At 49.3% G+C, this 12,778-nt stretch carries 10 protein-coding genes; 6 read left to right on the top strand and 4 right to left on the bottom strand.

Annotated features, from left to right (window positions below; translation table 11 throughout):
• Positions 1-4 precede the first annotated feature (4 nt).
• From HJV72_RS15215 to HJV72_RS15230, 4 genes are all read right to left on the bottom strand, one after another.
• Entirely contained in the window at positions 5-2,269 is a 2,265-nt protein-coding gene (locus tag HJV72_RS15215) for a glycogen/starch/alpha-glucan phosphorylase (RefSeq protein WP_208072194.1), read from the bottom strand.
• A gap of 259 nt (positions 2,270-2,528) precedes the next feature.
• Positions 2,529-2,831, bottom strand: coding sequence for a preprotein translocase subunit YajC (gene yajC / locus HJV72_RS15220; RefSeq protein ID WP_066575211.1), 303 nt, complete (start codon positions 2,829-2,831; stop codon positions 2,529-2,531).
• A 91-nt stretch (positions 2,832-2,922) separates the two neighbouring features.
• The gene (tgt, locus tag HJV72_RS15225) at positions 2,923-4,056 is read right to left on the bottom strand and encodes a tRNA guanosine(34) transglycosylase Tgt (RefSeq protein WP_208072196.1); all 1,134 of its coding nucleotides are present in this window, start codon (positions 4,054-4,056) and stop codon (positions 2,923-2,925) included.
• A 27-nt stretch (positions 4,057-4,083) separates the two neighbouring features.
• Positions 4,084-5,952 (bottom strand): L,D-transpeptidase family protein, encoded by a 1,869-nt coding sequence (locus tag HJV72_RS15230; protein WP_208072198.1) that lies wholly within the window; start codon positions 5,950-5,952, stop codon positions 4,084-4,086.
• A gap of 160 nt (positions 5,953-6,112) precedes the next feature.
• Between HJV72_RS15230 and aroC the strand changes: the two genes are divergently transcribed.
• From aroC to HJV72_RS15260, 6 genes are all read left to right on the top strand, one after another.
• On the top strand, positions 6,113-7,222 hold the full coding sequence (gene aroC, locus HJV72_RS15235) for a chorismate synthase (protein WP_208072200.1): 1,110 nt from the start codon (positions 6,113-6,115) through the stop codon (positions 7,220-7,222).
• A 327-nt stretch (positions 7,223-7,549) separates the two neighbouring features.
• The gene (locus HJV72_RS15240; RefSeq protein WP_208072202.1) at positions 7,550-8,089 is read left to right on the top strand and encodes a helix-turn-helix domain-containing protein; all 540 of its coding nucleotides are present in this window, start codon (positions 7,550-7,552) and stop codon (positions 8,087-8,089) included.
• A 22-nt stretch (positions 8,090-8,111) separates the two neighbouring features.
• Positions 8,112-9,185, top strand: coding sequence for an ABC transporter ATP-binding protein (locus HJV72_RS15245; protein ID WP_208072204.1), 1,074 nt, complete (start codon positions 8,112-8,114; stop codon positions 9,183-9,185).
• Complete coding sequence (locus HJV72_RS15250) at positions 9,157-10,005, top strand: ABC transporter permease (protein ID WP_208072206.1); 849 nt, start codon at positions 9,157-9,159, stop codon at positions 10,003-10,005. Before HJV72_RS15245 ends, HJV72_RS15250 begins: the two co-directional genes overlap by 29 nt.
• On the top strand, positions 10,005-11,885 hold the full coding sequence (locus HJV72_RS15255) for an extracellular solute-binding protein (RefSeq protein WP_330619008.1): 1,881 nt from the start codon (positions 10,005-10,007) through the stop codon (positions 11,883-11,885). The genes HJV72_RS15250 and HJV72_RS15255 overlap by 1 nt, the downstream gene beginning before the upstream one ends.
• A gap of 13 nt (positions 11,886-11,898) precedes the next feature.
• A complete protein-coding gene (locus HJV72_RS15260) occupies positions 11,899-12,774 on the top strand; it encodes an RluA family pseudouridine synthase (RefSeq protein ID WP_208072210.1) in 876 nt (291 codons plus the stop codon).
• The last annotated feature ends 4 nt before the right edge of the window (positions 12,775-12,778 follow it).

Raw genomic sequence — 12,778 nt, forward strand, 5'->3', positions numbered from 1 at the left:
AAAATTATTGAAGATGCCAGATATCTTTATTATATTCTGCAATTGTTCTGTCTGTTGAAAAATAACCTGCTTTTGCAATATTTGTGAGCATTTTCCTGCTCCATGCCTTGCGGTCTGCATAGTCTTCATATGCCCGGTTTCTGGCTGCTATATATTCTTTCAGATCCAGCAGTGTCATGAACCAGTCTTTGTAGATCAGTTCTGCGTGTATCTGCAGCAGGTGATACGGGTCTCCTATCTTCATCATCTCAGGGCTGATGATGAAATTGATGAGGGAACGTATCTGTTCGTCATTGATATAGTAGTCCACGGCACGGTAGTCTCCTTTTGCATAATGCTCGATTACCTGGCTGCTGGTCTGCCCGAAGATATAGATGTTGTCGTCTCCCACCAGTTCGTGTATCTCTACATTTGCACCGTCTTCCGTACCGAGGGTGACTGCCCCGTTCAACATGAACTTCATATTTCCGGTGCCTGACGCCTCCTTGGACGCCAGCGATATCTGTTCTGATATGTCACAGGCCGGTATAAGGTGCTCTGCCATCGTAACGTTGTAATTCTCCACCATCACTACCTGGAGATACGGCGACACATCCGGGTCATTGTCAACCAGTTCCTGCAGGCAGAGGATAAGATGGATGATGTCTTTTGCTATCTTATAAGCCGGAGCCGCCTTGGCCCCGAAGATTACCGTTATCGGCGTAGACGGTACCTTTCCGGCCTTTATCTCCAGATACTTGTAGATGACAAACAGCGCGTTCATCTGCTGCCGCTTATACTCGTGAAGCCGTTTCACCTGAATGTCAAAGATAGATTCCGGATTCAGCTTGATTCCCTGCGTTTCTTCCAGATAACGGGCCAGCTGCACCTTCTTCTCATGCTTCACGTCAAGGAGCTTCTCCAGTGCGATGTCGCTCTCGATATGGCGCAGCAGCTTCTCCAGCTTGTTGGCATCTCTTCGGAAATCTTCTTCCACATAGCCGCTGATCCACCGGACAAGCTCTTTGTTGCAGTGGAGGAGCCAGCGGCGGAATGTAATCCCGTTCGTCTTATTGTTGAACCGCTCCGGATAGATGTCATAGAACGGCCTAAGCTCCGTATGCTTAAGTATATCGGTATGGAGTGCGGCGACACCGTTGACACTGTGCACGAAATGGATATCCATATGGGCCATATGCACCCGGTTCTGCCTGTCGATGATATGCACGCTCTCATCCGCATATTTCCCTTTTATCCGCAGATCCAGTTCTTGAATGACAGGTATGATCTGGGGCGCGACCTGCTCAAGATACTCAAGCGGCCACGTCTCCAGCGCCTCCGCCAGAATCGTGTGGTTCGTGTAAGCACATGTCTTCTGCACAATCTCAACCGCCTCGTTGAAATCGATATTCTTCTGTACGAGCAGACGAATCAGCTCTGGTATGACCATGGACGGATGGGTGTCGTTGATCTGTACTGCGACATGCTCATGCAGCCTGCGAAGTTCGTAACCATTATCTTCACACTCTTTTAAAATGAGCTGGGCACCGCTGGACACCATGAAATACTGCTGATAGATCCTGAGCAGATTTCCTGCTTTGTCGCTGTCGTCCGGATAGAGGAACAACGTAAGGCTGCGTCGGATATCATGTTTATCAAAAGAGATGCCATCTCCGACGATATCCTCATCCACACCGTCCACATCAAATAGATGCAGCTTGTTCTTACCGCTTTCATATCCCGTTACATCCAAGTCATACAGACGGGAAGTAAGCGTAAAATCCTTGAACGGCACCTGGAAGCTCAATCCGGTGTCCGTAAGCCAGCTCTCCTTTCCTATCCACGGGTTCGGAAATTCCTTCTGCTTATGGCCCTCGAATACCTGACGGAACAATCCAAGGTGGTAATTGAGGCCGATGCCGTCACCTTCAAATCCAAGCGTTGCCACTGAATCCAAAAAGCAGGATGCAAGCCTCCCAAGCCCCCCGTTGCCAAGGGAAGGTTCCGGCTCTACCTCTTCAATCTTGGCAATATCCTTTCCGTTTTTTGCAAGCAGCTCTGCCACATCGTCATAGATGCCCAGATTAATCAGATTGTTAGAAAGAAGCTTCCCTATGAGAAACTCTGCCGAAATATAATACAGCTTCTTGCAGCCTTTATTGTCCGGGGTATCTTTCAACAAATCTTTTGTAAATGCAAGTAGAGCATAATAGACTTCCGCATCGCTTAAATCCTTCATCTCTCTGCCATATTTTGTCTTAACTAATGTTTCCAGTCCGTTTAATTCCATAACTGTCTCCTTCATTTGATCAACTTACATCGTCAATATATAAGCATGGAACATCAATGTTCCACATAACCGCCTCATTCTCACATAGGCAGCAGTTCAATAACCATATATTACCATAATCTGTATTCTGGCATTTGTCAACGACACTTTCTATCCTTAAGTATTCCAGTTTTCCGGCAAAATATAACCTGCTTCGCATGTACAGCTTATCAAACATAAAAAGAAGAACCCCTTAAAGGATTCCTCTCATCTTTTGTCCTTATTCTGCGCTTGCTTTTTCAACCTGAGCGATTGCCGCCTTCTGCATAGGGATACGGCAGTTCTTGTTGCTGCCGAACTCTACGATTACGTCATCATCAGTAATATCAATGATTACGCCATAAAATCCGCTCGTTGTAAGTACAGTATCACCCACTGCCATATCTGCAATCATAGCCTGCAGTCTCTTCTGCTCCTTTTTCTGCGGTCTCATAAAGACAAACCAGAAGCCTCCGAATATCAATACATATACTAAGATGAGTAACATCCAATTACTCCCGGACTGTGCTGCTAATGCGTACATATCTTATTCCTCCTAATATCTTTAAACACTATTGCTATCATACACAAAAATACTTTTTTCATCAAGTGCTTTTCTATATTTCATGGAAATTTTATACTTCCCGGCCTGTCATATGTGCAAGCTTATCTGCCTTATACTCCCTGTAACAGCCCTTTTCCACCGCTTCCCTGATCTCTTCCATCATCGTATTGTAAAAATACAGATTGTGCAAGACGCAGAGTCTCATCCCAAGCATTTCTTTCGCTTTCAGCAGATGTCTGATATAAGCTCTTGAATAGGTCCTGCAGATAGGACAGCCACAGCCTTCTTCTATCGGCCTGCCATCCAGCTCGTATCTGGCATTGAACAGGTTAAGCTTGCCCTGGTTCGTATACACATGGCCGTGCCGGCCGTTTCTGCTCGGATACACACAGTCGAAGAAATCTACCCCTCTGTCAACCGCCTCTAATATATTAGCCGGTGTCCCGACTCCCATCAGGTAGGTCGGTTTGTCTTCAGGCAGATAAGGTACGACTGCATCCAGTATGCGGTACATGTCCTCATGAGACTCCCCTACCGCCAGGCCGCCTATGGCATAGCCGTCCAGGTCCATGGCTGCAATCTCTTTTGCATGCCGTATGCGGATATCCTCATAGATACCGCCCTGATTGATGCCAAAGAGCAGCTGCCGCGGATTGATGGTATCCGGCAGGCCGTTCAGACGCCGCATCTCCTCCTTACACCTTCCAAGCCACCTTGTCGTTCGTTCCACAGACTTCTCCATATATGGACGGTCTGCCACGCTGGACGGACATTCGTCAAATGCCATGGCGATGGTAGAAGCCAGATTGGACTGTATCTGCATGCTCTCCTCCGGTCCCATGAATATCTTCCTGCCGTCAATATGGGAATTAAAATATACCCCTTCCTCTTTGATTCTTCTAAGCCCTGCCAGAGAAAAGACCTGGAACCCGCCCGAATCGGTAAGAATCGGCTTGTCCCAGACCATAAATTTGTGGAGCCCGCCAAGCCTTTTCACCACATCGTCACCAGGACGCACATGCAGATGATACGTATTGGAAAGCTCCACCTGTGTCTTTATTCGCTGCAGATCCTCTGTAGAAACCGCGCCCTTTATCGCCGCAGCGGTTCCTACATTCATAAATACAGGGGTCTCGATGACCCCGTGTACTGTCTGTAGCCTTCCTCTTTTGGCAAGACCATCTCGTGCCAACACTTTATACATGATCTCTACCTCTTGTTTTTATAATCATCAGTAATGCAGAATAACCGGCGTTCCCGCTGATATCAGATCATACAGCTGAGACGCTTTGTCATAAGGCATGTTCACGCAGCCATGCGAGCCGTTCGTCTGGTATCTGCCTCCTCCGAATGTCGGCTGCCATGTTGCATCGTGGAATCCGATGCCCCCGTTGAACGGCATCCAGAACTTGACCGGGGACTCGTACTCATATGTCCCGTCCGGCAGCTTCTTGCCCCTGAGCACCTGATCAAGCGCCTTGTAGGCCAGCGAATACGTCCCCTGCGGAGTCGCGTGCCCTTTGTTCGGATTCCCGGTTACGATACCGCTCTGAAGCACGACCTGCCCGTTCTGGATAAAATACATCTGCTGGTTCGTAAGGTCTACTTCCGCATACGTGTTGCCGAAATCATTCGCGTCATGGCTTGCCGCGCGGCTCGAATATTCGGGCTCTCTCGTCACCGTCTCACCGTTCTTGATGTTCGCGGTCAGCGCGTTATATTCTGCCTCCTGGTCAATCCTCCAGCCATAGCTTCCGCCTTCCACGGTGACGCTGTTCCCGCTTGCCGTGGTAAATGTCCTCGTCTTGCCTTTGGTATTATACTTATCGGCCAGCGTCTGGATATAAGCTTTCACCGCCTCTTCGTCGAAGGTCACGTTCATGTCGCCGTCTACCTTCACCCACTGGGAGATTACCGAGGCGTCCACGACTTCCGTGCTTGGACTGAAATCATAAGTAACACTTGCGCCAAGGTAGCTGTTCATAGCATCCTTGGCCGCGATCACTTCTTTGGAATCAGAGACGAATCTGGGCTTGATATAGCATCCGGCATCCGTCAGGTTCACCGTTGATGCAAACCCATTGATTGCAGTGGCCACAGCCTCATTGAACTTTTCCGTGTCAATCTGCGTACCGATCACTTCCGGCACGACGACAAATTCCGTATCCTTGAACTCCGGATGCGCGTCCACAGACGCTGTCTGGTTCTCCGGCTTCAGGCAATTCAGATTCTCTATCATACTCTTCAGGGCATTCTCATCGTATTTGACGCCCACTTCCGCCGTAATCTCAGGGTGCTTCCACAGCGATTCTATCCAGAAGAAATTATTCTGCTTTTTGACAAGCTCTTTCAGTTCCTTGCCCTGGACATATTCCAGCGAAATGTCTGAGCCTCTGACCGTCTCCGAACCACCGTCCGATTCTTCCAGCGTAAGTACATAGTCAGCAACCTGCTTCTTCATATACTCTTCCACCTGGCCGACACTCTTCATCGAGAAGTCCTGCCCGTTAATCTCTGTAAAAAACATAAAATGACTGTTGAAAAACAAGGCGAACCCGAGATAGATAAGTATAAGGGCACCAAGAACGGAGGCAGCGATGATTCCTGCCTTTTTTCGCCTTCTGTGCCTCCTTAACTCCTTTTCAGCCTCAGTCTCCTCTTTCTCGCCGTCATCGTCCTCAGATTCGTAATCTTCTTCCTTTGTTTCAAAATCGTCGTCCCCGGATTCAAAATCATCTTCCTCTGAGTCAGAGTTCTCAGCGTCATCCTCATCCACGGCAAAGCCTGGAGCGTCCTCATCGGGAACATCGATACCGTCAGATTCTTCTCCATCGCCTATTCGTTCGGCTGCTTCAATATCACTGTCATCAGAAGATATGCCACCGGTGTCAGTATCTTCCATATCCGGCCTGTCATTTTCCTCTTCTGTTTTATCTTCCTGACCAGATTCTTCTGCCTCTTCGGATTCTTCATAACTATCATCCATTTCTTTAAATTCGTCCGAGTTGTTGATGTCGTCAAAGATTTCCTTCATAGTCTCTTCTATGATTTCTTCGGATTCCCTGTCGATATCTTCTGGTCTCTTCTGCATATCTGACATAGTCGTCTACTCCTCATTAAAATATTCACACGCATCTATTATAATATGATGCCTGTCAAAAGTACAGTGCAAATTCGTGAAAAATTGCTGAAGAATTCTTGAAGATTTAGTGATTACGGGTATAATAGGATTATGTATCACACAGCAAAGGAGACAAATCATGGCAGGATCAACATACGGAACCTTATTTAAAATCACAACCTGGGGAGAGTCCCACGGCCCGGCTGTCGGTGTCGTAATCGACGGCTGTCCGGCAGGGCTTCCTCTTACCGATACAGACATCCAGGATTACCTAGACCGCCGCAGGCCGGGCCAGAGCCGGTATACCACTGCACGGAAGGAAACCGATCAGGCAGAGATATTATCCGGCGTATTTGAGGGTAAGACGACCGGCACGCCCATCTCGCTCCTCATCAAGAACCAGGACCAGCGCTCCCGGGACTACGGTAAGATAAAGGACTGCTACCGTCCCGGACATGCGGATTATACGTTTGACTGCAAGTATGGTATCCGGGATTACCGGGGTGGCGGACGTTCTTCCGGACGGGAGACGATCGGCAGGGTGGCAGCCGGAGCTGTCGCATCCCGCCTGCTTGCCTCTGTCGGTATACGTATCACAGCCTATACGGCCGCAATCGGTGCTATTACTGTACCCCGTTCTGCATATAATTATGACTGCATCCATGAAAATGCCCTCTATATGCCTAATAACGACTATGCCGCCAAGGCCGCCGCTTACCTGGAACAATGCATCAAAGATCTGGATTCCTCCGGCGGCATCATTGAATGTACGGTAACAGGGATGCCGGCAGGCATAGGGGAAACCGTCTTTGACAAGCTGGACGCCAGCCTGGCCAAAGCTGTCATGTCAATCGGTGCCATAAAAGGTGTGGAAATAGGCGATGGGTTTCGAGCCGCCGCTGCTACGGGCAGTACGAACAATGACGCCTTCCATGCCGCGGACGGACAGGTGACGAAAAAGACCAACCACTCGGGAGGTATCCTGGGCGGCATGAGTGACGGAAGCACTATCCTGCTGCGGGCGGCTGTTAAGCCTACCCCGTCCATCGCCCGGCCGCAGGATACCGTCGACAAGTCAGGCAGCAATACTGAGATCACCATCACCGGTCGTCATGATCCCGTTATCGTCCCCCGGGCGGTGGTAGTCGTCGAATCTATGGTAGCGGTCACGCTGGCAGATCTGCTGATGGCCAACATGTCTGCACGTATGGAATGGCTGGAGCGCTTCTACTGCAATAAGGGTAAGTAAAGTGGATGCGCCAGCATGCTCGTAAAAGGTTCAGCAGATTTAAGACTTGCCGGAAAGAATGCAAGAAGAGCCGGAATCAGGCAAAGGATATCATATGATATGACATCCTTGACCTGATTCCGGCTCTTCTTGCAGCCAGCTGCTTTCCATCGACCGACAGCCTTACAAAGCCCTCTCCGCCGTCAGCCTGTTATTTCATCAAGAAATTTACCAAAAATTGTTGAACTTTCTGTCGGATATAGTATAATATACCTTGCATGCCAGTTAAGAAATACTAAACTTTATGTTTATTTTTACTTTTACAACCATCATTTACGGAGGACAGTCATGGATATCGGAAAAAAACTAAAGGAACTGCGTATCGCCAAAGACCTGACACAGGAAGAACTGGCGGACCGCGCCGAACTTTCCAAAGGGTTCATCTCGCAGCTCGAAAGAGACCTCACCTCTCCTTCCATCGCCACGCTCGTGGACCTGCTGCAGGTGCTGGGTACGACAATCAATGAATTTTTCAGCGAGGAAACGGAGGAACAGATTGTCTTCCACGATGAGGATTACTTTGAGAAGATAGATACCGAGCTTAAGAATAAAACGGAATGGATCATTCCGAACGCACAGAAGAATATGATGGAACCAATCCGTCTGACGCTTGAGCCTGGCGGCTCCACTTACCTGGACGTCCCCCATGAGGGGGAAGAGTTCGGTTACGTGCTCAAGGGAAGCATCAAGATTCATATCGGCAAGAAGATATATAGCGCAAGGAAGGGAGAAGCCTTTTACTTTACGCCCCACTCTGAACACTATATAGAAGGAAATAAAACGACAGGGGCATCTGTCATATGGGTGAGTACCCCGCCTAGTTTTTAAATATACGGATCAGGAGGAAGCTATGTCAAACAAATTAATCGATATTGTAAATGTATCTAAATCTTTCGGGGATAATCTAGTGCTCGATGACTTGAACCTTTATATCAGGGAAAATGAATTCTTAACGCTGCTCGGCCCGAGCGGCTGTGGTAAGACGACTCTTTTGAGGATTATCGGAGGGTTCGAGTCTCCTGATACAGGAAAGGTAATCTTTGACGGAAAGAATATTACCGACCTTGCGCCAAACAAGCGCCAGCTGAATACGGTCTTTCAGAAATACGCGCTCTTTACGAATATGACGATTGCAGAAAATATCGCTTTCGGGCTGAAAATCAAAGGTAAGACAAAATCTTATATCAATGATAAGATCCGCTATGCCCTGAAGCTTGTCAATCTGGAAGGCTTCGAGGATCGTACGCCCGATTCCTTAAGCGGCGGCCAGCAGCAGCGGATTGCCATCGCGCGGGCCATCGTCAATGAACCAAAAGTACTCCTTCTCGACGAGCCTCTTGGCGCCCTCGACTTGAAGCTGCGCCAGGATATGCAGTATGAGCTTATCCGGTTGAAGAATGAGCTTGGCATCACATTCGTCTATGTCACCCATGACCAGGAGGAAGCACTTACCATGTCCGATACCATCGTCGTCATGAACCAGGGTTACATCCAGCAGATTGGTACGCCGGAGGACATATATAATGAACCGAAGAATGCCTTCGTCGCTGACTTCATCGGAGAAAGCAATATACTTCCCGCGACGATGGTCCAGGATAAGCTTGTGAAAATACTTGGAGCCTGCTTTCCATGTGTCGACGTGGGCTTTGGCAGGAACAGGCCCGTGGATGCCGTCATCCGCCCTGAGGACATTGACCTTGTGAAGCCGGAAGACGGCATTATCGAAGGGGTAGTGACCCACCTGATCTTCAAGGGGGTACATTACGAGATGGAAGTGACGGCCAACAACTTCGAGTGGCTCGTGCACAGCACGGACATGGTTGAAGTAGGTACCGAAGTGGGGATACAGGTGGACCCTTTTGATATACAGATAATGAAAAAACCTGAATCTGAAGATGCGGAGGCGGTTACCATTGAAGAATAAACATAAGAAAATGAAGCAGCTGCTGGCAGGACCTTATATGTTCTGGTGTGCTGCCTTTATCATCATACCTCTGCTCATGATCTTGTACTATGGATTTACAGACAAAGACGGAGGGTTCACGTTTCTTAATATTGCCAGGATAACCACGCCGGAGAATCTGAAAGCGCTCGGGCTGGCGCTACTGCTCTCTTTCATCAGCACGGTATTCTGCCTTATCCTCGCCTATCCGCTCTCCATGATACTCACGAATCTGGGAGTGAACCAGCAGAGCTTCATCGTCCTGATCTTCATCCTTCCCATGTGGATGAATTTCCTTCTGCGCACGCTGGCATGGCAGAACCTGCTGGAAAAGAACGGCATCATCAACGTCGTTCTCGAGTTCCTGCACCTTCCGTCGCTGGATATTATCAATACACCCTATGCCATCGTACTGGGCATGGTATATAATTTCCTGCCGTTCATGGTGCTGCCGATATATAACGTACTGTCCAAGATAGACAAAGATATCATCGCCGCTGCCAGAGACCTTGGCGCCAACAGCGTCCAGACGTTCCTGCGTATCATCCTTCCCTTAAGCGTACCCGGCATCATAAGCGGGGTTACGATGGTATTCGTACCGGCCCTTACTACATTTGTCATCTCTGACCTGCTCGGAGGAAGCAAGATACTGCTCATTGGTAATGTCATCGAACAGGAGTTCAAGCAAGGAAGCAACTGGCATGTCGGTTCCGGGCTTTCGCTTGTACTTATGGTATTCATTATCATAAGCATGGCGCTTATCGCCAAATATGACAAAGACGGGGAGGGGACAGCATTTTGATGAAGAGTATATTACAGAGGGTCTATCTCACCCTGATTCTGATTCTTCTATACGCGCCGATCGTAACCTTGATGATACTGTCGTTCAACAAGTCCAAGTCGCGCTCCAAATGGGGAGGATTTACAACGAGATGGTATGTGGAGCTGTTCCACAACGACCAGATTATGAATGCCTTATATACGACGCTTATCATCGCGCTGCTCTCCGCTCTCATAGCGACGGTCATCGGAACTGCCGCAGCAATCGGCATACAGGCGCTTAAGAACAGGTTCCGCACATTTATGATGGGGGTCACCAACATACCGATGCTGAACGCGGATATCGTGACAGGTATCTCGCTGATGCTTCTGTTCATCGCGTTCCGCTTCTCCCTCGGTTTTTCTACGATTCTGCTGGCGCATATAACGTTTAATATCCCTTATGTCATATTAAGCGTCACGCCGAAGCTCAAGCAGACGAACAAGAGCACCTATGAAGCGGCGCTGGACCTCGGGGCCTCCCCTGTCCACGCATTTTTCAAGGTCGTATTTCCGGATATCCTTCCAGGGGTGTCCTCCGGCTTTCTACTTGCCTTCACGATGTCGCTGGATGATTTCATCATCACGCATTTTACAAAAGGTCCGGGGGTAGACACCCTGTCCACGAAGATATACAGCGAAGTACGAAAAGGGATCAAGCCGGAGATGTACGCCTTGTCTACAATCATGTTTGTCACCGTGCTTCTTCTGCTCATCCTTGTAAACATATCACCTGAGGAGAAGCAGGGACGCAGACGAGGGCCGGTAAAGCTGCGGCGCAGACATAAGTTAAGCCGTCTCCTCTTCCGCAAAGTCGTACCGGTCATGATGGCCGTGGTGGTCATCGTCGGAGGCGTCTTCTACGGATCCAGGGCCGACAACGGCGGAGGTAACCAGGTCATCGTGTATAATTGGGGAGAATACCTTGATCCGGACGCGATTGCCATGTTTGAGGAAGAGACCGGCATCGATGTCGTGTATGAGGAATTTGAGACAAATGAAATCATGTATCCGAAGATACAGTCCGGTGCGATTGCCTACGACGTAGTCTGTCCTTCGGATTATATGATCCAGCGGATGATTGAAAACGATCTGCTGGCTGAGATTGATTTCACCAATATACCAAATATAAAAGAGATTGGTGACACCTATATGGAGATGTCCCGCCAGTTCGACCCCGATAACAAGTATTCCGTCCCTTACACATGGGGAACCGTTGGTATACTGTACAATAAGACGATGGTAGATGAACCTATCGACAGCTGGAGCGTGCTCTGGGATGAAAGATACAGGGACAACATATTGATGCAGGACAGCGTCCGCGATGCCTTCGGAATCACGTTGAAATACCTCGGCTACTCGTTGAACTCCACGGACCTGGATGAGCTGGAGGCAGCCAAGAAGCTTCTGATTGAACAAAAGCCGCTCGTGCAGGCTTACGTCATAGACCAGGTACGTGATAAGATGATCGGCAATGAGGCCGCCATCGGCGTAATCTATTCCGGGGAGGCCATATACACCCAGTGGGAGAACCCGGACCTTCAATACGTCATACCGAAGGAAGGTTCCAATGTGTGGGTTGATTCCTGGGTTATCCCTAAGAATGCCAAGCACAAGGAAAATGCGGAAACGTTCATCAATTTCCTGTGCCGTCCGGATATCGCCAAGATGAACTTCGACTATATCACCTACTCCACCCCGAATGTGGGAGGACGCGCGCTGATTGAGGACGAATCGCTCCGGAACAATCCGATAGCCTTCCCCCCTGCCAAGGATCTGGACAGATGTGAGACATTCCGGTTCCTCGGAGATGAGAACGACGCCATATATAATGAACTGTGGCGGGAAGTAAAATCCAAGTAGCTGGAGGTGCAGCATGGAACGGGTACTTGACTACAGCATTTCAAAAGAATATGAAGGAACGGATATCCTCGGCTTTCTAAAAAGCCGGGGATATTCTCGTACCATAATCACCCATCTGAAACGGACACCGGACGGCATCTGCCGCAATGGAGCATGGGCCAGGACCGGGGATACGCTTACGGAAGGGGACAGGCTTACGGTGACCATACAGGAAAAGGAAGGTTCCTCCGGCATACTGCCGGTTCCCCTTCCCTTGCATATTATGTATGAAGACGAAGATATCCTCGTCATTGACAAGCCGGCAGGAATGCCCATCCACCCGTCCCATGGCAATCACGACAACACGCTGGCTAATGCCCTCGTCTGCTATTACCGCTTGCAGGGTATCTCCTTTACCTACCGCTGTATCAACCGTCTGGATAAGAATACGAGCGGGCTTCTCATCGTTGCGAAACATATGCTGAGCGCCTCTCTGCTGTCAGCCATGATTAGAGAAAAGCACATCGTTCGTGAATACCTGGCTCTGGCCAAAGGTCTGACCCCGGCATTGGGAACCATCACCGCCCCTATCGCCCGCCTTACCGGATCTACCATCGAACGCTGCGTGGATGTATCCGGCGGCGAATACGCCTGTACACATTACAGACGGCTCGACTACAGAAGCGGATATTCTCTCCTGTCTGTCACGCTCGATACCGGGCGCACACATCAGATCCGCGTGCACCTTAAGCATATCGGCCATCCCCTGCCGGGTGATTTCCTGTATCACCCTGACTATACGGTAATAAGCCGGCAGGCGCTCCACTCCCACCGGCTCACATTTTCACATCCCATCACGGGGAAAAAGATGGAATTCATCTCTCCCCTGCCGGACGACATGAAGCTGTAGTTCT

This window comes from Extibacter sp. GGCC_0201, from assembly GCF_017566055.1.
Classification (GTDB): Bacteria; Bacillota; Clostridia; order Lachnospirales; family Lachnospiraceae; genus Extibacter.

Coding starts and splice junctions, on each gene's coding strand:
- HJV72_RS15255 (WP_330619008.1), top strand. CDS start 10,005: ATGAAGAGTATATTACAGAGGGTCTATCTCACCCTGATTCTGATTCTT.
- HJV72_RS15250 (WP_208072206.1), top strand. CDS start 9,157: ATGCGGAGGCGGTTACCATTGAAGAATAAACATAAGAAAATGAAGCAG.
- HJV72_RS15215 (WP_208072194.1), bottom strand. CDS start 2,269: ATGGAATTAAACGGACTGGAAACATTAGTTAAGACAAAATATGGCAGA.
- aroC (WP_208072200.1), top strand. CDS start 6,113: ATGGCAGGATCAACATACGGAACCTTATTTAAAATCACAACCTGGGGA.
- HJV72_RS15230 (WP_208072198.1), bottom strand. CDS start 5,952: ATGTCAGATATGCAGAAGAGACCAGAAGATATCGACAGGGAATCCGAA.
- tgt (WP_208072196.1), bottom strand. CDS start 4,056: ATGTATAAAGTGTTGGCACGAGATGGTCTTGCCAAAAGAGGAAGGCTA.
- yajC (WP_066575211.1), bottom strand. CDS start 2,831: ATGTACGCATTAGCAGCACAGTCCGGGAGTAATTGGATGTTACTCATC.
- HJV72_RS15240 (WP_208072202.1), top strand. CDS start 7,550: ATGGATATCGGAAAAAAACTAAAGGAACTGCGTATCGCCAAAGACCTG.
- HJV72_RS15260 (WP_208072210.1), top strand. CDS start 11,899: ATGGAACGGGTACTTGACTACAGCATTTCAAAAGAATATGAAGGAACG.
- HJV72_RS15245 (WP_208072204.1), top strand. CDS start 8,112: ATGTCAAACAAATTAATCGATATTGTAAATGTATCTAAATCTTTCGGG.